This is a genomic window from Streptomyces sp. NPDC051909, assembly GCF_040681095.1.
GTDB lineage: Bacteria > Actinomycetota > Actinomycetes > Streptomycetales > Streptomycetaceae > Streptomyces.
In genome coordinates this window covers 1-21,193 of record NZ_JBFAYA010000011.1, presented here as the reverse complement: position 1 = coordinate 21,193, position 21,193 = coordinate 1, and the positions used below count along the sequence as shown (strand labels likewise).

The window sequence follows — 21,193 nt, the reverse complement described above, 5'->3', positions numbered from 1 at the left end:
TCGGCGGGCAGCAGCCGTGGCACCCGGGGCGCGGGCGTACGGCCGGACAGGCCATCGGCACTGCGGTCGGGACCGCGGTCGGGCGACGGGACCGGAGGGACGGGAGCTTGCACCCTTCCACCTCATCAGCCACGGGGCGCGCGGTCATCCCCGGCGAGGAGCATGTGCGCATCCCACCGGGGTTGGGCATGGGCGGTCGATTCCTCCTCCTTGCGGATGAGATCGCGCGACTTCCTCTCCAGGGGCGCGCGCCGCCTTGCCCCGCGCCCGCCTCGCAACCACGAGGCCGCCCTTTATCGTCCCTTCAGGCATGTTCTGGATGGTGGCCCTGCTCGCGCAAGACGGGCGGCAGTACGTCTACCGCGTGTACGCGCCGCGGCAGGCGCTGCCGGCCGACCTGTTCTGGGCGGCGTTCCACTGCCACGACGAGGGCGGCGGTCCGCGCGCCTCGGACTGGTTCGACTCCGCGCAGATCTGGTGGTTCGACGGCGTCGACGGCGAGCCCGCAGAACTGACGGTTCATCAGTATTGAATGTTCACGCCCCTGCGGCTACGTTCCGCGACACCGAAAGCCCGACTGGTACGCGTGAAGGGGTGGTCCCATGGCCGAAGTCAGCGCGGAGGCACGCATCGAGGCACCGGCCGAGAAGGTGTGGGCGCGGCTCACCGACTTCGGGTCGTACGGGCAGTGGAACGCCACCCACACCGACTTCCCGAACGGCGGCCCGGCCGCTCTGGAGGCGGGCGCGACCTTCGCGGAGAACATGAAGCTGATGGGCTTCCCCGCCGAGGTGACCTGGACGGTGGAGGAGCTGGAGACCGCCCGGGTGTTCGCGATCCGCGGCAAGGGCCCGATGGGCGTCACCGTCGGCACGCGCTACTCCCTCACCGCCGACGGCGAGGCCACGACCGTACGGATCGACGGGGAGTTCACGGGTGCGGCCGTCTCCCTGATGGCCGGCAAGCTCAAGGACTCGGCGACCGCCGCGCTGGCCGAGTCGCTGCGCAAGCTGGCCGGCCTGGTCGCCTGACCGGCCGGCACGTTCCGTACGCGAAGGGGCCCCGCGGCATGCGCATGCCGCGGGGCCCCTTCGTGACCGGTCGATGCGACCGTCAGCCGCTCAGTGCTCGTCGGCCAGGATCAGATACAGCTTCTTGCGGGCCTCGGTGATGACCTCCACGGCCTTCTGCCGCTGCTCGGCGTCACCGGTCTTCCAGACCTGGCCGAAGGCCTCCATCAGGCCGAAGCCGGCCTGCCGGATCTCGTTCAGGGCCTCCCAGTCGACGCCGCGCCCGGCCTCCTCCCACGGGGCGTCCGGCCCCGCCTCGGCCTCGGCGCGCCCGGCGTCGGTGAGCGTGAACAGCTTCTTGCCGCCCTCGCTCTCGCTGGTGATCAGGCCCTCGTCCTCCAGCATCTGGAGGGTCGGGTAGACCGAGCCCGGGCTGGGCCTCCAGGCCCCGCCACTGCGCTCGCCGATCTCCTGGATCATCTCGTAGCCGTGCATCGAGCGGTCCGTGAGGAGGGCCAGGATCGAGGCGCGCACATCACCGCGCCGCGCCCGGCCGCGCCCCGGGCCGCCCGGACCGCGCCCGCGGCCGCCCCAGGGCCCACCGCCCCACGGTCCGCCGCCCCAGCCCGGCCCGAACGGCCCGAAGGCTGCCCGCCGTCCCTCGAAGTCACCGCGAGGGCCGGGGCCGCAGTGCCCGCGTCCGGCACCGGGGCCGGGGCCGGGGCCGGGGCCGTTTCCGTGTCCGAATTCATGTCCGTAGGTACGCATCGCAACGCTCCTTCCGTCGAGATTCATCGTTGAACTGTCGCGATGCCTCAACGATATATCGGAACTGTTCGGCGAGCAAGCACCGAACTACGAGCCGATCGGTCCAGTCGTCCGCGATTGGCCTTGGCCTGCCGTTTTGCGCGTCCGGTACGTTCCGGGTCATGCGGATTCGAATCGTCGACGCCTTCACCGACCGCCCCTTCTCCGGAAACCCGGCCGGCGTCCTGCTCCTGGACGCCTTCCCCGAGGACGCCTGGCTCCAGAAGGTGGCCGCCGAGGTCAACCTCTCGGAGACCGCCTTCGCCCACCCGCTGCCGCCGGGCGGCGAGGCGGACTGGGCGCTGCGCTGGTTCACCCCCACCACCGAGGTCGACATGTGCGGCCACGCCACCCTCGCCACCGCCCACGTCCTGCACAGCACCGGCACGGCCACCGGCACCGTCCGCTTCGCCGCCCGCTGCGGCCTGCTGATCACCACCGCCGAGGCCGACGGCACGATCACCATGGACTTCCCGACCTCCTCCCTCACCCCGGTCGCCGCGCCCGAGAACCTGGCGAAGGCGCTGGGCGCCGAGCCGGTCGCCGTCCACGACACCGCCGCGCACATCGGCGACCTGGTGGTGGAGCTGGCCGACGAGGCGACCGTGCGCCGGCTCACCCCGGACTTCGCACTCCTGAGCACCCTGTCCGACCGCGGGATCATCGCGACGGCCGCCGCGGACGACCAGGAGGGTCCGTACCAGTTCGTCTCGCGCGGCTTCTTCCCCGCCGTGGGCATCGACGAGGACCCGGTCACGGGCAGCGCCCACACCGCGCTCGCCCCCTACTGGTCGGCCCGCTTCGGCCGGACCGAGCTGACCGGCTTCCAGGGCGGCGCCCGCACCGGCCTCGTCCGCACCCGGCTGCGCGGCGAGCGCACCCTGCTGACCGGCCACGCGGTCACCGTGATCGACGGCGAGCTGCACGCCTGAGAACCCGGAGACGCGGAAGGGGCGTACGGCCGATGCCGTACGCCCCTTCCTACGCCGAACGCGCTCACACCGTGGGCAGCCAGCCCACCTTCCCGGCGAGCAGCCCGTAGCCGACGAAGGCCACGATGTCGAGCAGGGAGTGCGCCACCACCAGCGGCCCGACCCGCCCCCAGCGCCGGTACAGCCAGACGAAGACCACGCCCATCACCATGTTGCCGAGGAAGCCGCCGACGCCCTGGTAGAGGTGGTACGAGCCGCGCAGCACCGAGCTGGCCGCCAGCGAGGCCTTCGGGGACCAGCCGAACCGGTCGAGCCTGCGCAGCAGGTAGCCGACGACGATCACCTCCTCCACGACGGCGTTCTGGATCGCCGAGAGGATCAGTACCGGGTACTTCCACCACACGTCGGGCAGCGACTCGGGCACCACGGTCAGGTTGAAGCCGGAGGCCCGGGCCGCCAGGTAGAAGGCCAGGCCCGCGCTGCCGATGCCGGCCGCGACCAGCGCGCCGCGCCCCAGGTCCGGCCACGGCCGGGTGCGGTCGAAGCCGATCACCCGCAGCCCGCGCGCTCCGGTGCCCTCGCGCAGCAGCAGATGCGCGACCAGGGCCACGGGCACAAGGGCGCTGGCGATGCCGAAGAGCTGCCAGGCCAGGTCGAGCCAGGGCCGCCCCGGCGCGTACGAGCCGTTGAGCGTGGCGGCCTGGTCCTTCAGGGCTCCCGGCTTGGTCAGCGAGCCGATGAAGCTGATCAGCGCGGAGACGCCGCTCGCACCGAGCGAGAGCGCGAGCACGAGCAGCGTCTCGGAGCGCAGGATCCGGCGCGAGGGGCCGCCGGGAGACGGAGAAGCGTCCACCACATGTTGCTCCGACACCACGCCTGTCTCCCATTCCCCATAGCTGTCCGGGTACGGGAAACCCTACCTACGGGCCGGCCCCACGAGGTGCGGCCTACGGCGCCGCGGAGCCGCCCTCGGCCCCCACGGGCGCGGGCGCGGGCAGGCCCGCCGGCCAGCTGTGCACCGGCTCCCCGGTGAGCATCAGCTCGCGGTAGCGGCGGGTGGTGGCCGCGAGCGCCGCCGACCGGTCCAGGCCCGACTCCAGCGCCCGGTGGAAGGTGTCGGCCTGCCAGGAGGCGCCGTTCACCCTCCGCAGACAGCGCTCCTCGATCACCCCGAGGTAGAGGTCCCGGTCGCGCGGCTCGATGTGCCAGGCGTCGAGCCCGGCCGCGGCCATCGGCAGCAGCTCGTCGAGCACCAGCCGGGTCGCGGGCACGGTCGCCACCGCGCCGGTGCGGCCCGGCCGGGGCCAGCGCAGCTCCGCCTCGATGCCGTACCGGCAGGCGGTGTCGAAGTTGTGGGCGGCGTCCGCGAAGTCGAGCCGCTTCCAGATCGGCCGGGACTCCTCGGCGAGCGTGCGCACGAGCCCGTAGTAGAAGGCGGCGTTGGCGACCACGTCGGTGACGGTCGGTCCGGCCGGCAGCACCCGGTTCTCCACCCGCAGGTGCGGGACGCCGTCGACCCAGCCGTACACCGGCCGGTTCCAGCGGTAGACGGTGCCGTTGTGCAGCACCAGCTCCTTGAGCTTGGGCACCCCGCCCTCGTCCAGGACGCGCAGCGGGTCCTCCTCCTCGCAGATCGGCAGCAGCGCCGGGAAGTAGCGGAGGTTCTCCTCGAAGAGGTCGTAGACCGAGTCGATCCAGCGCTCCCCGAACCAGGTGCGCGGGCGCACCCCCTGCGCCTGGAGTTCGGGCGGCCGGGTGTCGGTGGCCTGGGTGAACAGCGGCGGCCGGGACTCGCGCCACAGCTCGTGGCCGAAGAGGAAGGGCGCGTTCGCGCCCACCGCTATCTGGACGGCGGCGGCGGCCTGGGCCGCGTTCCACACGGCGGCGAAGCGCGGCGGGGTCACCTGGAGGTGCAGCTGCACCGAGGTGCAGGCGGCCTCGGGCACGATCGAGGCCGAGGTGCAGAGCAGCCGCTCCACGCCGTGGATGTCGAGGGTGAAGTCCTCGCCGCGGGCGGCCAGGATCTGGTCGTTGAGGAGCGTGTAGCGGTCGGCGGCGGAGAGGTTGTCGAAGACCGCGTCGTCCTGGGTGAGGGTCGGCAGTATTCCGATCATCACGACTCCGGTGCCGAGCTCGGCGGCCTTGCGGTCGGCATATCCGAGGCCGGTGCGGAGTTCTTCGGCGAGCCGGTCGAATACATGCCCGTCGAGCCGGTGCGGGGCGATGTTCACTTCCAGGTTGAACATTCCGAGTTCGGTCTGGAAATCGGAGCTGGCGATCCGGTCGAGCACCGGTGCGTTGAGCATCCTGGGCAGCCCGTCCGGTCCCACGAGATTGAGTTCGATCTCCAGGCCCATGAGATTGCGGGGCCGGTCGAACCGCTTCTCGGCGAGCAGCCGCGCGAGCGCCGCGAGACATTGCTGGAGCTTTCTGCGGTAGCGCTGCCGGTCGGACGGGCCGAACCCGTCGGCCACGACCTTCTCCCCCATCGAAGCGTCCCTCCCGAGTGGGCGGCCGCCGCGACGGCCGCGAGCGTCACGGACGATGATGCCCCGTCGGCTGATCGACAACGCCTGCGGGAGCGAGGTCGCGGCGGATAGTCTGGAACGGCTTTGTCCGGCGGCCGATCCCGGGGGCGGAGCGCAATGGACATATACCAATGTCATATTGTCCGCACCGCGCCGGTGCAGTGGGGGTCGGGATTCGGCCGACCCCACCGGACGGGGAAACCGCAGGCAGACGTTCCGTCGGAGTCCGGCATTCCCTCGGATCCACCGGGGAATAAGTCCTGATGACGCCTTGTCAGGAATATCGGCGGCGCCTAGCGGAAACACTGTGTGAACACGTGTCGTATAAACTTCGCGAACGAGGCAGAGTGTTGGCGCACGGCCATGCACCCATGGCCCCCCTCTCTGGCCCCGTCGCTGACAGCGCCGTCGTTACCTGCCCACGCTTCACCGTGTCTCCTGAGTGAGAGGCGACCCATCATGCTCCGACCCTCCCCGGCCCCCGCGCCGGCTCTCCGCAGTGTCCTCGCCGCCCTCGGATCGCCCTCGGCGGTCAGCGAGGCGCGCACACCGGCTCTGCGGGCCGCACAGGGACCGCTGAGCCCCGAACTGCCACTGCCCGTCCATGTACTCGGCCTCGCCGCCGCGCCGCCCGCGGCCGGCGCGGCCGGACCGCGGCCCCCGCGCACGCACCTGGCCGGCTGGCGCTTCCTGATCAGGCACGGGGACCGGGCGATCGCCGCCGCCGACACGATGCTCACCCCGGACGGCTGGTCGTTCTCGCACTTCTTCGAAGGTCCCTACGTGGCGGCCACCGAGCGGGCCCTGATGCAGGCCGAGGCACTGGTGACCCCGTACCAGCCGCGGCTCCTCTCGGTGCCGGAGCTGTACATGCTGACGCTGTGGCTGCACACGGACACCGATTCGGACGGCGCGAGCACCGCACCCGGACCGGAGGACCTGCTCGTCCCGCTCGCGCCCGCGCCACCCGGGATCGCCTCCCACCGCCCCTACCGGGTGGCGGACCTGCTGCCGGTGATCGGTCTGCGGCTCGGGCCGCCGCCGCTGCTCGGCTCCGCGGCGGGCGCCTGAGCCCGCACCGCACACGCGCCCCGGGGACCGCACGGACCCCCGGGGCGCACTGCTGTCCGAGAGGGGGCACGTTCGGACTAGCCCACTGGGACCACCCCGAACCCCCCCGAAGAGACGGTGCAGTTGACCTGAACCGCCCCTGCGGGTGATGCGTCTTCCCGGGAGAGGACGAGCTGCCGCGAAATACCTGCGGAACGCCGTCCGTAGGGCAAGACTGGGGACCGGAACCGAACCGACCGACGGGGGCGGCGCGATGACCATGAAGAGCCGCAGGACTTCCACCACGACGCAGCGAAAGAATCCACCCATGTGCCAGCACCAGCCTGCCTGTCCCAACGCCGACTCCGCAGACCGGGAGGCCGCCCGACTCGTGGCGCACCACCCGGAGCAGGGCTGGAGTCTGCTGTGCAACGGTGTCCTGCTCTTCGAGGACACCGGTGAGCTGCTGCCGGACGGGCAGATCATCGCCCCGCACCGCCCGCTGACGGCGGCCAGTGTGACGACCGCGGCCTGACGGAGCCACCGCCGGGGCGGCACGGTACGAGGGACGACGAGAGACGACGAGAAGAGCGCCGAGGGCCGGCCCGGAGACGGAATGTCTCCGGGCCGGCCCTCGTGTCAAGCTCAGTTGTCGTACTCCTCCAGCGGAGGGCAGGAGCACACCAGGTTGCGGTCGCCGAAGGCGCCGTCGATGCGGCGGACCGGCGGCCAGTACTTGTCCGTGGCCGAGACGCCGGCCGGGAACACCGCCTCCTCGCGGGTGTACGGGTGGTCCCACTCGCCGCCCAGCGCCGCCGCGGTGTGCGGGGCGTTGTGCAGCGGGTTGTCCTCGGCCGGCCACTCGCCGGAGCCGACCTTCTCGATCTCCGCGCGGATGGCGATCATCGTGTCGCAGAAGCGGTCGAGCTCGGCCAGGTCCTCGGACTCGGTGGGCTCGATCATCAGCGTGCCGGCCACCGGGAAGGACATCGTCGGCGCGTGGAAGCCGTAGTCGATCAGGCGCTTGGCGATGTCGTCGACGGTGACGCCGGTCGCCTTGGACAGCGGGCGCAGGTCGACGATGCACTCGTGGGCGACCAGACCGGCCGGGCCGGTGTAGAGCACCGGGTAGTGCGGCTCCAGGCGCTTGGCGATGTAGTTCGCCGCGAGCACCGCGACCTGGGTGGCGCGCTTGAGGCCCTCGCCGCCCATCAGGCGCACGTACGACCAGGAGATCGGCAGGACGCCGGCGGAGCCCCACGGGGCGGCCGAGATCGGGCCGACGCCGGTCTCCGGTCCCGCGGCGGGCTGCAGCGGGTGGTTCGGCAGGTACGGGGCGAGGTGCGCGCGCACGCCGACCGGGCCGACGCCGGGGCCGCCGCCGCCGTGCGGGATGGCGAAGGTCTTGTGCAGGTTGAGGTGCGAGACGTCGCCGCCGAAGTGGCCCGGCTTGGCGAGGCCGACCAGCGCGTTGAGGTTGGCGCCGTCGACGTACACCTGACCACCGGCCTCGTGGACCTCGGCGCAGATGTCGGCGACGTGCTCCTCGAACACACCGTGCGTGGACGGGTAGGTGATCATCAGCACGGCGAGCTCGTCGCGGTACTGCTCGATCTTGGCGCGCAGGTCGGCGACGTCGACCTCGCCGTCCTCGGCGGTCTTGACGACGACGATCTTCATGCCGGCCATCGCGGCGCTGGCGGCGTTGGTGCCGTGCGCGGAGGACGGGATGAGGCAGACGGTGCGCTGGGTGTCGCCGTTGGCGCGGTGGTAGGCGCGGACCGCGAGCAGACCGGCCAGCTCGCCCTGGGAGCCGGCGTTCGGCTGGATCGACACCTTGTCGTAGCCGGTGACCTCGGCGAGGCGCTCCTCCAGCTCGGTGATGAGCGTGGCGTAGCCCTGGGCCTGCTCGATCGGGGCGAAGGGGTGGATCTGGCCGAACTCGGGCCAGGTCACCGCCTCCATCTCGGTGGCCGCGTTCAGCTTCATGGTGCAGGAGCCGAGCGGGATCATGCCGCGGTCGAGCGCGTAGTCGCGGTCGGCGAGCTTGCGCAGGTAGCGCATCATCGCGGTCTCGGAGCGGTGCGCGTGGAAGACCGGGTGGGTCAGGTACGCGTCGGTGCGCAGCGCGTCGACGGGCAGCGCGTCCTCGGTGCTCGCGTCCAGGGCCTCGATGTCGGCCTCGACGCCGAAGGCGGTCCACACGGCGGCCAGCTGGGCGCGGGTGGTGGTCTCGTCGCAGGAGACGGAGACGGTGTCGGCGTCGACGCGGTACAGGTTCACGCCGGCCTCGCGGGCGGCGGCGACGACCTCGTCGGCCTTGCCCGGCACACGGGCGGTCAGGGTGTCGAAGAAGGCGCCCTGGGTGAGCTCGACGCCTCCGGCGCGCAGACCGGCGGCGAGGATCGCGGCGTAGCGGTGGGTGCGCCGCGCGATGCCCTTGAGGCCCTCGGGGCCGTGGTAGACGGCGTACATGCCGGCCATCACGGCGAGCAGGACCTGCGCCGTACAGATGTTGCTGGTGGCCTTCTCGCGGCGGATGTGCTGCTCGCGGGTCTGCAGGGTCAGGCGGTAGGCCTTGTTGCCGTCGGCGTCGACGGAGACACCGACCAGGCGGCCCGGCATCGAGCGGACGTGCTTGTCCTGGACCGCCATGTAGCCGGCGTGCGGGCCGCCGAAGCCGAGCGGGACGCCGAAGCGCTGGGTGGTGCCGACGGCGATGTCGGCGCCGAGGGAGCCCGGCGAGACGAGCAGGGTGAGCGCCAGCAGGTCGGCGGCGACGGTGACGATCGCGCCGAGCTCGTGGGCCTGGTCGATGACCGGCTTGATGTCGCGGATGGCACCGGAGGCGCCCGGGTACTGGAGCAGCACGCCGAAGACACCGCGCTCGGCGATCTCGGCCGGGATGCCGGCGGACAGGTCGGCGACGACGACCTCGACGCCGGCGGGCTCGGCGCGGGTCTGGATGACGGCGACGGTCTGCGGCAGGGCGTCCGCGTCGACCAGGAAGACACCGTTCTTGACCTTGCCGATGCGGCGGGACAGCGACATCGCCTCGGCGGCGGCGGTGCCCTCGTCGAGCAGCGAGGAGCCGGCGGTGGGCAGACCGGTGAGGTCGGCGACCATGGTCTGGAAGTTGAGCAGCGCCTCCAGGCGGCCCTGCGAGATCTCCGGCTGGTACGGCGTGTAGGCCGTGTACCAGGCCGGGTTCTCCATCACGTTGCGCAGGATCACCGGCGGGGTGAAGGTGCCGTAGTAGCCCAGGCCGATCATCGGGGCGAGGACCTGGTTGCGGTCGGCGAGCTCGCGCAGCTCGGCCAGGACCTCGGCCTCGGTGCGGGCGGCCGGCAGGGCGAGCGCCTCGGCGTTCTTGATGACGTCCGGTACGGCGGCGGCCGTGAGCTCGTCGAGGGAGCCGTAACCGACCTGGGCGAGCATCTTGGCCCGCGCCTCGGCGTCGGGTCCGATGTGCCGCTGCTCGAAGGGGATGCCCTGCTCGAGCTCGGAGAGCGGGATGCGGTTGGCGGTCATGTACGGGGGCCTCCTGGTCGTCACGACCTGCGAGGGGCACCACGGCGCTGGTGCCCGGACGGCCTCCCCCTCTGTCATCTCAACCTGAGAGCTTCACCGGCCGTGCCTCGCGGCGGGCCGGCTTTCACCGTCGGTGAGGGCGGGAGACATGGAACGCCCGCCCTGCTTTCCAGAGTGACCTCGTCCGCGCGGTACGGGTGCCTGAGAGATTCCGGGGAGGATTTGCTCCTTCGGCGCCTCCGGAAGCCTTCTCCGGAGGACTCTCCCGCGCGGGGTTCACAGCCACAGCCAGCCTACCAGCGCCGTTCCTTCTTCCATCGCTCAAGTGGCCGACATCCCAGATGTGCACTTTCGTAGTGCTTGAAGAGCAGTTGCGACCAGTTGGAGGGACCGTGCAGACCGACATCGATCCGCGCAGCCTGATCGGCCGCAAGGCGTTCGACCGGAACGGACACAAGATCGGCACCGTGGACGAGGTGTACCTGGACGACGCGACGGGCGTCCCCGAATGGGCCGCCGTCCGCACCGGCCTGTTCAGCCGGGACGCGTTCGTCCCCCTGGAGCCCAGCGAGCTGTCGGGCGACGGCCTCCATGTCCCCTACGAACGCGCGCTCATCAAGGACGCCCCCGACTTCGGCGTCGGCCGCCATCTCTCCCCGGACCAGGAACTCCAGCTCTACCGCCACTACAGCCTCGCCCTCCCCCCACCGCCCCAGGACCCCGGCCCCCGCGACTTCGGCCGCCTGGCGGGCCAGGAGGAGGCGTGACGGGCCGCTGACGGCCGCTGCGGGCGGCGGGCTGGACGGCGGCTAGGCCGCGGCTCCCGTCGCACCGCCCGGGACAAGGGGCAGCGGGTCGGACGGCTCCAGGTCGGGGTCGTCCACGGAGAAGGTGCGGACCCGGCCCGGCTCGGAGCCGGGTTCCTCGAAGCGGACCGTGACCCGGCCCAGGCCGCTGCCCTGCACCCAGCCGGCGCCGTGCACGGCGTGCCGCACGTCGTGCCCGGGCGCCCAGCGCCGCTCGGCGGTCTCCGTGGCGGTCGGCGGCGCGGCGACGGGCTCGTCCGCGGGTGAGGACTCGGCCGACTCGTCCCGTACGGGCTCCGCGTGCCCCGCCTCCGCCTCCGCCTGTGCGAACAGGTCCTCCTGCGTGTAGTCGGCGAGCCCGCTCACGCCCACCCCGAGCAGCCGCACGCCGCCCGTGGTGTCGACCAGGTCGAGCAGCCGCCCGGCCGCCTCGCGCACCACCACCGGGTCGTCCGTCGGCCCGCGCAGCGTCTCGGAGCGGGTCAGCGTCGAGAAGTCGTAGCGCCGCACCTTCAGGACGATCGTCCGCCCCGAGTGCCCGGAGCCCCGCAGCCGCGCCACACAGCGCTCCGCGAGCCGCTCCACCTCCAGGCGGATCCGCAGCCGGTCGTGCAGGTCCACGTCGAAGGTGTCCTCCACGGAGACCGACTTGGTGTCCCGCTCCGCCACCACCGGCCGGTCGTCCCGCCCGAGCGCCATCCGGTACAGCCCGGCACCGTGCGCGCGCCCCAGGAGCCGTACGAGCTCGTCCTCACCGGCCTCCACCACCTCGGCCACCGTGGTGATCCCGGCCCTCCGCAGGTGCTCCCCGGTGGCCGGGCCGACGCCGGGGATGATCCGCACCGAGCGCGGCCCGAGCAGCTCCCGCTCCGTCCCCGGCTCTATCAGCACGAGCCCGTCCGGCTTGGCCTCCTCGGAGGCGATCTTCGCGAGCATCTTGGAGCCGGCCAGACCCACCGACCCGGTCAGCCCCGTCGTGGCGAGGATGTCCCGCCGCAACCGCTCCCCCACCGCCCGCGCGCCCGCGCTGTCCTCGGCGAGTCCGCCCGCCTCCAGGTCGACGAAGGCCTCGTCCAGGCTCAGCGGCTCGACCAGCGGCGAAAGACTCCCGAGCAGCTCCATGACCTGCCCGCTGATCGCCCGGTAGAAGGCGAACCGCGGCACCAGATACGCCGCGTTCGGCGCGAGCCGCCGCGCCTGCCCCATGGGCATCGCGGAGTGCACACCGAAGCGCCGGGCCTCGTACGAGGCGGTGGCGACCACTCCACGCGGCCCGAGCCCGCCCACGACCACGGGTTTTCCGCGCAGGCTGGGCTTCGACGCCTGCTCGGCAGCGGCGAAGAAGGCATCCATGTCGAGATGCAGGATCGTGGGCACGGCTCTCACGGTTCCGATGCTGCCGCACACCACTGACAATCGGCCCGCACGAGCGTGCGAGCCGTGTCGCCGGACGGCGCCACGGGAGGAACGCCGAAGACGTACGGGGGCGGCTCAGACGGCCCGGTCGCGGCGCCGGCGCGCCAGCTCGTCCGCAGGGTTGTGCCCGATCAGGGTCTCGCCGGTGTCGACCCGCTCGCCGTGCAGCTGCGAGAGCGCCGCCTCCACGTCGCGCCAGACCACGCCCACCGCGATGCCGAAGACGCCCTGCCCGCCCTGGAGCAGCGAGACGACCTCGTCGGGCGAGGAGCATTCGTAGACGGTCGCGCCGTCGCTCATCAGCGTCATGCGCTCGAGGTCGCGGAAACCCCGGGCCCGCAGGTGCTGCACCGCCGCCCGGATGTTCTGGAGCGCGACCCCGGTGTCCAGGAAGCGCTTGACGATCTTGAGGACGACGACGTCCCGGAAGCTGTAGAGGCGCTGCGTACCCGATCCGTACGCGGGCCGCACGCTCGGCTCGACGAGACCGGTGCGCGCCCAGTAGTCCAGCTGCCGGTAGGTGATGCCGGCCGCCGCGCAGGCCGTGGGGCCGCGATAGCCGACGGTCTCCGCCGCCGGGCCCGCCGGGCCCGCGCTCGCGTCCGTACCGAGGTCGCCCACACTGCTGTGAAGCGGATACGGGCCCTTCTCCCCGGGAGCACGCCCCAGGAAGCCCCCTGCCGTACCGTCGCCGCTGCTCATCACGCCGACCCTCCGTCCTTGACCTGCCCACACGAAGGTAGGCAGTCACTCGGGGTGCGTCAACGATCGCCACACTCGGCACGCCGAGTGATAATCACCCGAAGAGTGGTTTCCCGTGCCCCACTTTGGGGAAAGGCTACTCGAATGCGCCGGGCCCGCCCCGTTCTGGCGGCCCGTCGAGGTGTCGCCCGAACGGACGACCTCCCGGCCGCCCGGCTACTGGTTGCCGGTCCCGAAGTCCTCCGGGGAGATCTGGTCGAGGAACTCGCGGAACTTCTCCACCTCGTCCTCCTGCTCGTCCGGAATCGCGATCCCCGCGTCGTCGAGCACCCCGTCACTGCCGTAGATCGGCGTTCCGGTGCGCAGCGCGAGGGCTATCGCGTCGGACGGGCGCGCGCTCACCTCGACACCGCTGGCGAAGACCAGCTCGGCGTAGAACACCCCGTCGCGCAGATCCGTGATGCGGACCTCGGTGAGCTCCTGGCCGACGGCCTCCAGGACGTCCTTGAAGAGATCGTGCGTCAGCGGCCTGGCCGGAGCCATGCCCTGCTGGGCGAAGGCGATCGCGGTCGCCTCGCCCGGACCGATCCAGATCGGGAGGTACCGGTCGCCCCCCACTTCGCGCAGGAGAACGATCGGCTGGTTGGAGGGCATTTCCACCCGGACACCCACAACGTCGAGCTCGTTCACACAGCAACCCTAGGACGTGCCCGACCGGTTTGGGTAGTCGGGCCGCCCGGAGGCCGGCGGAAGATCACCGGCGGATCACTGCAGGCGCAGCCCCAGGGCGGTCTGGACCAGTGCCGCGTGGAGGCGTACGGACAGTCCCGCGAGCTCCTGCGCGGTGGCCTCCGCATGCGCCCTGGTCTGCGGATTGCGGTGCCGTCGCAGCGGCGCCACCACCTGCTCGACCAGACCGGCCTCCCGGTCCGCGGCGGCCTTCACGGCCCGCAGATGGCGCGGTTCGAGACCGAATCTGCCCAGGTCCGCCACGAGCTTGGCGACGGTGACGGTCTCGGCGTCGTAGCCACCGCCCTCGACCGGGGCGATCAGCCCGTACGACTCCCACTCGGCCAGCTCGGCCTCGGTCACCTCGGCGGCGGCCAGCAGCTCGGCCCGGCCGACCCGGGCGGCCGTCGGCCGGTCGCCCTCGGCGTCCCAGGCCCCGTCGAGCAGGTCGCGCCGGCCGCCGGCCGGGGCCGGCAGCCGCACCTCCTCGCCCCGGGCGAGGGCGTCCAGATGCTCACGGATGACCTTGAGCGGGAGGTAGTGGTCCCGCTGCATCCGCAGGATCTGAGCGAGCCGCTCCACGTCCTGGGCGCTGAACTTCCGGTACCCGGAGGCCGTACGGCGGGGCTCGACGAGCCCCTCGGCCTCCAGGAACCGGATCTTGGAGATGGTCACTTCGGGAAACTCGTCGCGCAGCTGGCTCAGCACCGTGCCGATGCTGACCAGCCGTTCGCCCGCGGGGGCGGTGCCGAGCCCGGCACCGCCCGTCGGTGTACGCAGCATGGACCTTCCCTGAAGGTGCTCCGGAGCGTCACACGCCCCGCTGGCTCGCGAAGAACACGAGCCGGTACTTGCCGATCTGCACCTCGTCACCGTTGGAGAGCACGACCGAGTCGATCGGCTCGCGGTTGACGTAGGTGCCGTTGAGGCTGCCGACGTCCGACACCGTGAAGGTGCCGTCCGGCTGGCGCCGGAACTCCACGTGGCGACGCGACACGGTCACGTCGTCCAGGAAGATGTCGCTCTGCGGGTGGCGGCCGGCCGTGGTCAGCTCGCCGTCCAGCAGGAACCGGCTGCCCGAGTTGGGGCCGCGGCGCACGATCAGCAGCGCCGAACCGGACGGCAGTGCCTCGACCGCCGCCAGGGCCTCCTGCGAGAGCGCCGGAATCTGGCCGGTGACCTCCGCGTCATAGGCCTCGATCCCCGAGATGGAGATCGTCGAGGTCGTCTCGGAAGCACGCTCCGGCACCACCCCGCCGCGCAGCGGCGCGCCGCAGTGGGAGCAGAATCGGCTGTCCGCAGTGTTGCGGTGACCGCACCTCGTACACACCGGCATGGACGCGTCCTCCTGCCGCGGCTGCCCCGCGGAGGTCTGGGTCGCGTACGGGTCGGGAACGAACCCTCCACCCGCACTTGAGGTTGATGGTTCTCCGAAACCTATGCGCGCGGCACCCGCAGGGTCAACAGACGACGCGCCCTGTGCGCCCGGAATGTCGTCACCCTGCCCACCGACCTCGTCACGGAACAGCGGGCGCTCGGCGCCCTGTTCCTCATCCTGGGCGTGACGCGGCGCGCGATGCCTGGCGTTGCCGCCGTCCTCACGTCCGCTCTTGCCGAACAACTTCGCAAACAACTTCACGGGCGATTCCCCTTGACCGAAACAGACCCGCCCGTGGGGCAGGACGAACCCTGACTGAACACACCTGCCGACCCGGACACCTTCACAACGTCCGTGGCCACTCGACAGTTTCCACCACGCACCACCCTCGTGATGCGGCGACCCCCCGCAAGGTCATGCCCTTGCCGCGCGACCGTCATCCGACCCCGCCTCACTGCGAGGACGACTGAGCGTAGTCAGGCCGCTTCGCAGGTCGCAAGGCGTCGACGACGATCTTCCCGGAACGCTCCACCGTGGCCGTGGCCTGCTCCTTCTCCAGTGTCTGAACGATTCCGCCGGGGATGTTGAGCGCGGGCTCCAGATCCTCCGGCTTGCCGATGACCTTGAAGACGTACGGAGCGGTCACCTGCGTTCCATCGATCTGCATGTCACGTCCGCCACCCGAGAAATAGCTGTCCGCCACCACCCGCACGTCGTTGACCTGGATCGCCTCCGCGCCCGCGGCCCGCAGCTCCTGGATCGCGTCGAGCAGCATGTCCGACTCGACGGCGCCGGTGGGGTCGGTGATCGTCAGCGTGATCCCGGGACCCTCCGCGGCCACCGTGCCGGCCAGGATGCCGAGCTGCCGCTCCTTCTCCTGGGTCTGCTTACGGGCCTCCTCGGCCTGGTCCGAGCTGGACTCCAGCTCCGACTGCTGCTTCTCGAGCCGGGTCTTCTCGTCCTCCAGGCGCTGGGTGCGGTCGTCGAGCTCGTCGAGGATCCGCACCAGGTCCTCCTGGCGGGCGCCGCGCAGCGCGCTGTTGTCACTGGTCGACCGGACCTGGATGGCGAGGCCGAGACCCAGCACGAACAGCAGCAGGGCGACGACGAGTTGGGCCCGGGAGACCCGCGGCGGCCACAGGCTCGCCGCCAGCCGCTGGCGCCCGGTCACCGTCTCCCCGTCCTTGCCGCCGTCCCCCGGCTCGGGCTCGGGCGCGGGCGCGGGCGCGGGCTGTGCGGGAGCCGCCGCGGCCGGCGTCGGCTGCGGCCCGGCCTGGGGCCGGTACACGGGCTGAGGCCGAGGCTGCGGCTGCGGCGCCGAAGGCTGCTGGGGCTGTCGCGGTTGCTGAGGCTGTCGGGGCTGCTGGTCCTCCGGTACGGACTTCGACGGCGTCTCCGGAGCCGGCTTCGGCTCCCGGGCGGCCGCGCCCTCGCCCTGCTCCGGGCCCTCGGACGGCGTGTTCTCGTTCTCGCTCATCGGCCTCACGCCCGGAACACATGCCGCCGGATGGCGGCGGCGTTGGAGAAGATCCGGATGCCGAGCACGACGACCACACCGGTCGATAGCTGCGCGCCCACGCCCAGCTTGTCCCCGAGGAAGACGATCAGCGCGGCCACGACCACGTTCGACAGGAACGACACCACGAAGACCTTGTCGACGAAGATCCCGTCGAGCATGGCCCGCAGACCGCCGAAGACCGCGTCCAGGGCGGCGACCACGGCGATCGGAAGATACGGCTCGACCACCGCCGGAACCTCGGGCCGGACCAACAGTCCGACCACGACTCCCACGATCAGGCCCAGTACGGCGATCACGATGTGCCCTTCCCTGTGTCGGCCGTGGCCCGCCCGGTCGCGTCGGCGGCCCCGGCTCCCCTCGGCTCTGCTGTACGTACGATCAGGCTCGGCGCGGCCGGCAGACGCACGTCGCCCTCGGCCGAGATGCTCGTACGGATCCCGAAGTTCTCCTGCAGCGCATGCAGGTACTGTCCGTCGGCGCTGTCCTGGAACGCGGTGCTCAGCCGTTTCCCGTCGCCGATCGCGAGGACGGTGTACGGCGGCACCAGCGGCTTGTTGTCGACCAGTATGGCGTCGCCCGCCGCCCGGATCGCCGACAGCGCGGTCAGCCGCTGCCCGTTGATCGCGACCGCCTCGGCGCCCGACTCCCACAGCCCGTTCACGACCCGCTGCATGTCACGGTCGCGCACCCGCCCGGTGTCCGAGAAACCACTGCTCTCGCGCGGACCGCCACCACCGGTGTCGGTGCCCTTGGCGTCGTCCACGACCAGTTTCACACCCGGCCCGTGCACCGGCGTCGCCCCGGAGAGGAGTGCCACCAGTTCCGCCTGGTCACCGCCGTGCTGCTGCAGCGCCCTGCGCTGTCGCTCCCCCACCTCGGCGCGGATCCGCTCGACGTCCTGCGCCAGCCTGTCCGCCGCGGACGTCTCCGACTCGATCCGGTCGATCAGGTCCTGCCGCTCCTTGGCGACCACCGGCGCGGAGACCCGCGCCTCCGCCGCGCCCAGCGTCACCACGGCCGCCGCGAGCACCAGACCGGCCGCGAGCCCGAGCTTCGCCCGTACCGTACGGGGCAGCGCATCGCCCTCCGCGGCCCGCCGGGCCGTCGCCTCCGCGTAACCGTCGTCCAGCGCGTGGTCGATCACATTGTTCAGCAGCGACATGGACGCGTCCGGGCGCGGATGGGGCGATCCTGTGCTCCGAACGGGGGGCTGCTGCGACATGCCGCACATCGTCGCACGTCGCACGCCCTACCGCCGAATGGCCCCACCCGAGAACCGGGAGGTACCGACAGGTACCTCCCGGCCCACGGGCCTCACCCGACCGACGCTCCCCTAGTGACCTGCGCTGTCGACGACGGCCGACCACTCGTCGAGCAGCGCCTGCGCTGAGGTGTCGTCGGGGCCCTCCGCCCACAGATGGGTGACGGCCTCCGCCGGGTCCGGCAGCACCATCACCCACCGTCCGTCGGCCTCCACCACCCGCACACCGTCCGTGGTGTCCACCGACCGGTCACCGGCCGCCTCCACCACCCGGCGCATCACCAGACCCTTGACCGCCCACGGCGTGGCGATGTCCCGCCGCAGCACATGTGCCCGCGGGATCCGCGCGTCGATCTGGCTCAGCGTGAGCTGCGTCCGCGCCACCAGACCGATCAGCCGCACGAACGCCGCCGCCCCGTCGAAGACGGAACTGAACTCCGGCACGATGAAGCCGCCGCGCCCGTCACCGCCGAAGATCGTCGACTCCTCCCGGCCCACCCGGGTCAGATCGTCCGGCGAGGTCGTCGTCCACTCCACCTGCGTGCCGTGGTACGCGGCCACCTGCTCGGCGATCCGCGTGGTCGTCACCGGCAGCGCCACCCGGCCCGACCTGCGCTCCGCTGCCACCAGGTCCAGCATCACAAGAAGCGCCCGGTCGTCCTCGATGATCCGGCCCCGCTCGTCCACCAGGGACAGCCGCTCGCCGACCGGGTCGAAGCGCACCCCGAACGCGGCCCGCGCCGACGCCACGATCTCCCCGAGCCGTACGAGCCCGGCCCGCCGGCTCTCCGCCGACTCCGTCGGCCGCGACTCGTCGAGACCCGGGTTGATCGTCAGCGAGTCCACCTGGAGCCGCCCGAGCAGGCTGGGCAGAACAAGCCCGGCACTGCCGTTGGACGCGTCCACGACCACCTTCAGACCCGCCTCGGCGATGCCCGAGGTGTCCACGTTCCGCAGCAGCGAGCCGGTGTACGAGTCGAAGACACTGGCCGGGAAGGACAGGTCGCCGATCTCCCCCGGGAACGCCCGCCGGTACTCCTGACGTGCGAAGACCCGGTCCAGCTTGCGCTGCCGCGCCTGCGACAGATCGGCACCCCGCTCGTCGAAGAACATGATGTCGACCGAGTCCGGCACCCCGGGCGAGGTCCGCACCATGATCCCGCCGGCCGACCCTCGCGCCGTCTGCTGCCGCGCCACCGGCAGCGGTACGTTCTCCAGATCTCGTACGTCGATGGCGGCGGCCTGCAGCGCCGAGATCACCGCCCGTTTCAGCGCCCGCGCACCCCGGGAGTGGTCGCGTGCCGTGGTGACGGTCGCGCCCTTCTTCAGGGTGGTGGCATACGCGCCGGCCAGCCGCACGGCCAGCTCGGGCGTGATCTCGACGTTGATGATGCCGGAGACACCACGTGCACCGAAGAGGTGCGCCTGGCCGCGGGACTCCCAGATCACGGAGGTGTTGACGAAGGCGCCGGCCTCGATCGTCTTGAAGGGGTAGACCCGCACGTTCCCCTGGACGATCGATTCCTCGCCGATCAGGCACTCGTCGCCGATGACGGCGCCGTCCTCGATCCGCGCGGCCCGCATCACATCGGTGTTCTTGCCGACGACACAGCCGCGCAGATTGCTCTGCTGCCCGATGTAGACGTTGTCGTGGATGACGGCCTTGTGAAGGAAGGCTCCGCTCTTGACGACGACGTTGGAGCCGATGACGGTGTGCTCGCGGACCTCCGCGTCGGCCTCCACCTTGGCGTAGTCGCCGATGTAGAGCGGCCCGCGCAGCACGGCGTCGGGATGGACCTCGGCGCCTTCGGCGACCCAGACACCCGGCGAGATCTCGAAGCCGTCGATGTCGACCTGGACCTTGCCCTCCAGGACGTCCGCCTGGGCCTTCACATAGCTCTCGTGGGTGCCCACGTCCTCCCAGTAGCCCTCGGCGACATAGCCGTAGATCGGCTTGCCCTCCTTCATGAGCTGCGGGAAGACATCACCCGACCAGTCGACCGGAACGTCCGCCTCGACGTAGTCGAAGACCTCGGGCTCCATGACGTAGATGCCCGTGTTCACCGTGTCCGAGAAGACCTGCCCCCAGGTCGGCTTCTCCAGGAATCGTTCGACCTGCCCTTCCTCGTCGACGATCGTGATGCCGAATTCCAGCGGATTGGGCACCCGGGTCAGACAGACCGTGACGAGGGCGCCCTTCTCCTTGTGGAAACGGATCAGATCGGTGAGGTCGAAATCGGTGAGCGCGTCCCCCGAGATGACGAGAAAGGCGTCGTCCTTCAGTGCCTCCTCGGCGTTCTTCACACTCCCCGCGGTGCCGAGCGGCTTCTCCTCGTTCGCGTACGTGAGCTCCATTCCGAGCTCTTCGCCGTCCCCGAAGTAGTTACGGACGAGAGAGGCGAGAAACTGCACGGTGACGACGGTCTCGTTGAGACCGTGCCTCTTGAGCAGTCGCAGGACATGCTCCATGATCGGCCGGTTCACGACCGGCAGAAGAGGCTTGGGCATGCTCGAGGTCATGGGGCGAAGGCGTGTGCCTTCGCCACCGGCCATCACGACGGCCTTCATGTCGGAAGCGTCCTCCTTGAAGAGACGACGGTCCTGCCGACTTCGCCTGTCCACTCAATGGCTCTCCGACGTCCTCGCCCCGGCCGGCGTCGTTGCTCGGCGCGGGACGGACGGGCTCAATCGGCCGCGGCATCCGCCTTCACGAGTCGACGGACCTGGACCACGTAGAGGATCCCTGCCCACCAATAGAGAGTTGTACCCCATCCGGCGAAGGCCCACCCGAAAACTTCAGCGAGTGACGCAAGCCACGTGTCCCCGTCACTGAGGAGCAGCAACGGGAACGCGTACATCAAGTTGAAAGTGGCAGCTTTCCCGAGGAAGTTCACCTGCGGCGGGGGATAGCCGTGCCGGCGGAGGATGCCCACCATCACCAGCAGCATCGCCTCGCGTGCCAAAAGGGCGATCGTGAGCCAGAGCGGCAGGATCTCGCGCCAGGTGAGACCCACGAGCGTGGAAAGGATGTACAGCCGGTCAGCAGCCGGATCGAGCAGCCGGCCGAGGCTGCTGATCTGATTCCAGCGCCGGGCGAGCTTCCCGTCGAGATAGTCGCTGACACCGCTGAGCGCCAGGACGAGCAACGCCCATCCGTCGCTGTTGGGCCCGCCGAACTCGGGGCGGAGGATCAACCACAGGAACAGGGGTACGCCGGCAAGGCGAGCCATGCTCAGGATGTTGGGGATGGTGAGTACCCGGTCCGTCTGAACGCGGGTCTCCTGGACCTCCACCCGGGGGCCTCCTGTGGGAACGAGCTGACGATAACCCCCTGACCTTACCCTCAGCCCCGACGGCCGGCGGCACAGGGGTGCGCACAACGCAAAAATGCCTCAACCCCCGGACCAGGCCCGGGGGTTGAGGCTAAAAATTGTTCGGCGGCGTCCTACTCTCCCACAGGGTCCCCCCTGCAGTACCATCGGCGCTGAAAGGCTTAGCTTCCGGGTTCGGAATGTAACCGGGCG

Annotated in this window: 20 protein-coding genes, 1 rRNA gene and 1 riboswitch; of the genes, 6 read left to right on the top strand and 15 right to left on the bottom strand. The window is 71.1% G+C overall.

What is annotated here, in order from left to right; translation table 11 throughout:
• The first annotated feature begins 310 nt into the window (after positions 1-310).
• Both AB0M18_RS18865 and AB0M18_RS18860 read left to right on the top strand, forming a co-directional pair.
• Positions 311-532 carry a hypothetical protein gene (locus AB0M18_RS18865; RefSeq protein WP_365759308.1) on the top strand — a complete coding sequence of 74 codons (222 nt, stop codon included), beginning with the start codon at positions 311-313 and terminating at the stop codon, positions 530-532.
• A gap of 70 nt (positions 533-602) precedes the next feature.
• The gene (locus AB0M18_RS18860) at positions 603-1,031 is read left to right on the top strand and encodes an SRPBCC family protein (RefSeq protein WP_365759306.1); all 429 of its coding nucleotides are present in this window, start codon (positions 603-605) and stop codon (positions 1,029-1,031) included.
• A gap of 90 nt (positions 1,032-1,121) precedes the next feature.
• On the opposite strand, the gene AB0M18_RS18855 is transcribed toward AB0M18_RS18860, so the two are convergent.
• On the bottom strand, positions 1,122-1,778 hold the full coding sequence (locus AB0M18_RS18855; RefSeq protein WP_365759304.1) for a PadR family transcriptional regulator: 657 nt from the start codon (positions 1,776-1,778) through the stop codon (positions 1,122-1,124).
• Between the two features lie 161 nt (positions 1,779-1,939).
• Between AB0M18_RS18855 and AB0M18_RS18850 the strand changes: the two genes are divergently transcribed.
• Positions 1,940-2,749: a PhzF family phenazine biosynthesis protein gene (locus tag AB0M18_RS18850; protein WP_365759302.1), complete on the top strand. Its 810-nt coding sequence runs from the start codon at positions 1,940-1,942 to the stop codon at positions 2,747-2,749.
• A 64-nt stretch (positions 2,750-2,813) separates the two neighbouring features.
• Here the strand turns inward: AB0M18_RS18850 and AB0M18_RS18845 are convergent, their stop codons facing one another.
• Both AB0M18_RS18845 and AB0M18_RS18840 read right to left on the bottom strand, forming a co-directional pair.
• Positions 2,814-3,605, bottom strand: a complete 792-nt coding sequence (locus AB0M18_RS18845) for a type II CAAX endopeptidase family protein (protein ID WP_365759731.1) — start codon at positions 3,603-3,605, stop codon at positions 2,814-2,816.
• Between the two features lie 91 nt (positions 3,606-3,696).
• On the bottom strand, positions 3,697-5,238 hold the full coding sequence (locus AB0M18_RS18840; RefSeq protein ID WP_365759300.1) for a glutamate--cysteine ligase: 1,542 nt from the start codon (positions 5,236-5,238) through the stop codon (positions 3,697-3,699).
• Positions 5,239-5,736: 498 nt separating this feature from the next.
• Here AB0M18_RS18840 and AB0M18_RS18835 point away from each other — a divergent pair, with 498 nt between their 5' ends.
• Entirely contained in the window at positions 5,737-6,348 is a 612-nt protein-coding gene (locus tag AB0M18_RS18835; RefSeq protein WP_365759298.1) for a hypothetical protein, read from the top strand.
• 307 nt (positions 6,349-6,655) lie between these two features.
• Positions 6,656-6,862 carry a DUF5999 family protein gene (locus AB0M18_RS18830; protein ID WP_365759296.1) on the top strand — a complete coding sequence of 69 codons (207 nt, stop codon included), beginning with the start codon at positions 6,656-6,658 and terminating at the stop codon, positions 6,860-6,862.
• A gap of 110 nt (positions 6,863-6,972) precedes the next feature.
• Here AB0M18_RS18830 and gcvP read toward each other — a convergent pair whose 3' ends face one another.
• A complete protein-coding gene (gene gcvP / locus AB0M18_RS18825) occupies positions 6,973-9,858 on the bottom strand; it encodes an aminomethyl-transferring glycine dehydrogenase (RefSeq protein WP_365759294.1) in 2,886 nt (961 codons plus the stop codon).
• A 179-nt stretch (positions 9,859-10,037) separates the two neighbouring features.
• Positions 10,038-10,136, bottom strand: a riboswitch (glycine riboswitch).
• Positions 10,137-10,199: 63 nt separating this feature from the next.
• On the opposite strand from gcvP, the gene AB0M18_RS18820 reads away from it, so the two are divergent.
• Positions 10,200-10,625: a PRC-barrel domain-containing protein gene (locus tag AB0M18_RS18820; RefSeq protein ID WP_365759292.1), complete on the top strand. Its 426-nt coding sequence runs from the start codon at positions 10,200-10,202 to the stop codon at positions 10,623-10,625.
• Between the two features lie 42 nt (positions 10,626-10,667).
• On the opposite strand, the gene AB0M18_RS18815 is transcribed toward AB0M18_RS18820, so the two are convergent.
• The 11 genes from AB0M18_RS18815 to rrf form a co-directional block, all read right to left on the bottom strand.
• On the bottom strand, positions 10,668-12,050 hold the full coding sequence (locus AB0M18_RS18815) for a DNA polymerase IV (protein WP_365759290.1): 1,383 nt from the start codon (positions 12,048-12,050) through the stop codon (positions 10,668-10,670).
• A 105-nt stretch (positions 12,051-12,155) separates the two neighbouring features.
• Entirely contained in the window at positions 12,156-12,782 is a 627-nt protein-coding gene (locus AB0M18_RS18810) for a MerR family transcriptional regulator (protein WP_365759288.1), read from the bottom strand.
• A 216-nt stretch (positions 12,783-12,998) separates the two neighbouring features.
• Positions 12,999-13,472: a bifunctional nuclease family protein gene (locus tag AB0M18_RS18805; protein ID WP_265866874.1), complete on the bottom strand. Its 474-nt coding sequence runs from the start codon at positions 13,470-13,472 to the stop codon at positions 12,999-13,001.
• A gap of 75 nt (positions 13,473-13,547) precedes the next feature.
• Positions 13,548-14,294, bottom strand: a complete 747-nt coding sequence (locus AB0M18_RS18800) for a MerR family transcriptional regulator (protein ID WP_365759285.1) — start codon at positions 14,292-14,294, stop codon at positions 13,548-13,550.
• Between the two features lie 28 nt (positions 14,295-14,322).
• Entirely contained in the window at positions 14,323-15,258 is a 936-nt protein-coding gene (locus AB0M18_RS18795) for an FHA domain-containing protein (protein WP_365759729.1), read from the bottom strand.
• An 82-nt stretch (positions 15,259-15,340) separates the two neighbouring features.
• Complete coding sequence (locus tag AB0M18_RS18790; protein ID WP_365759283.1) at positions 15,341-16,366, bottom strand: DUF881 domain-containing protein; 1,026 nt, start codon at positions 16,364-16,366, stop codon at positions 15,341-15,343.
• 5 nt (positions 16,367-16,371) lie between these two features.
• A complete protein-coding gene (locus tag AB0M18_RS18785; RefSeq protein ID WP_015032176.1) occupies positions 16,372-16,704 on the bottom strand; it encodes a small basic family protein in 333 nt (110 codons plus the stop codon).
• Complete coding sequence (locus tag AB0M18_RS18780) at positions 16,701-17,630, bottom strand: DUF881 domain-containing protein (RefSeq protein WP_365759281.1); 930 nt, start codon at positions 17,628-17,630, stop codon at positions 16,701-16,703. The genes AB0M18_RS18785 and AB0M18_RS18780 overlap by 4 nt, the downstream gene beginning before the upstream one ends.
• 111 nt (positions 17,631-17,741) lie before the next feature.
• Entirely contained in the window at positions 17,742-20,237 is a 2,496-nt protein-coding gene (locus tag AB0M18_RS18775; RefSeq protein WP_365759279.1) for a mannose-1-phosphate guanyltransferase, read from the bottom strand.
• A 116-nt stretch (positions 20,238-20,353) separates the two neighbouring features.
• Entirely contained in the window at positions 20,354-20,962 is a 609-nt protein-coding gene (locus tag AB0M18_RS18770) for a CDP-alcohol phosphatidyltransferase family protein (RefSeq protein ID WP_365759277.1), read from the bottom strand.
• 139 nt (positions 20,963-21,101) lie between these two features.
• A 5S ribosomal RNA gene (gene rrf, locus AB0M18_RS18765) occupies positions 21,102-21,193 on the bottom strand; the annotation flags it as partial.

What these genes read in the sequence shown, in the direction of transcription:
- AB0M18_RS18855 (WP_365759304.1), bottom strand. Translation starts at nt 1,778, where the DNA reads ATGCGTACCTACGGACATGAATTCGGACACGGAAACGGCCCCGGCCCC.
- AB0M18_RS18830 (WP_365759296.1), top strand. Translation starts at nt 6,656, where the DNA reads ATGTGCCAGCACCAGCCTGCCTGTCCCAACGCCGACTCCGCAGACCGG.
- AB0M18_RS18775 (WP_365759279.1), bottom strand. Translation starts at nt 20,237, where the DNA reads ATGAAGGCCGTCGTGATGGCCGGTGGCGAAGGCACACGCCTTCGCCCC.
- AB0M18_RS18860 (WP_365759306.1), top strand. Translation starts at nt 603, where the DNA reads ATGGCCGAAGTCAGCGCGGAGGCACGCATCGAGGCACCGGCCGAGAAG.
- AB0M18_RS18840 (WP_365759300.1), bottom strand. Translation starts at nt 5,238, where the DNA reads ATGGGGGAGAAGGTCGTGGCCGACGGGTTCGGCCCGTCCGACCGGCAG.
- gcvP (WP_365759294.1), bottom strand. Translation starts at nt 9,858, where the DNA reads ATGACCGCCAACCGCATCCCGCTCTCCGAGCTCGAGCAGGGCATCCCC.
- AB0M18_RS18810 (WP_365759288.1), bottom strand. Translation starts at nt 12,782, where the DNA reads ATGAGCAGCGGCGACGGTACGGCAGGGGGCTTCCTGGGGCGTGCTCCC.
- AB0M18_RS18780 (WP_365759281.1), bottom strand. Translation starts at nt 17,630, where the DNA reads ATGTCGCAGCAGCCCCCCGTTCGGAGCACAGGATCGCCCCATCCGCGC.
- AB0M18_RS18835 (WP_365759298.1), top strand. Translation starts at nt 5,737, where the DNA reads ATGCTCCGACCCTCCCCGGCCCCCGCGCCGGCTCTCCGCAGTGTCCTC.
- AB0M18_RS18850 (WP_365759302.1), top strand. Translation starts at nt 1,940, where the DNA reads ATGCGGATTCGAATCGTCGACGCCTTCACCGACCGCCCCTTCTCCGGA.
- AB0M18_RS18865 (WP_365759308.1), top strand. Translation starts at nt 311, where the DNA reads ATGTTCTGGATGGTGGCCCTGCTCGCGCAAGACGGGCGGCAGTACGTC.
- AB0M18_RS18800 (WP_365759285.1), bottom strand. Translation starts at nt 14,294, where the DNA reads ATGCTGCGTACACCGACGGGCGGTGCCGGGCTCGGCACCGCCCCCGCG.
- AB0M18_RS18820 (WP_365759292.1), top strand. Translation starts at nt 10,200, where the DNA reads ATGTGCACTTTCGTAGTGCTTGAAGAGCAGTTGCGACCAGTTGGAGGG.
- AB0M18_RS18790 (WP_365759283.1), bottom strand. Translation starts at nt 16,366, where the DNA reads ATGAGCGAGAACGAGAACACGCCGTCCGAGGGCCCGGAGCAGGGCGAG.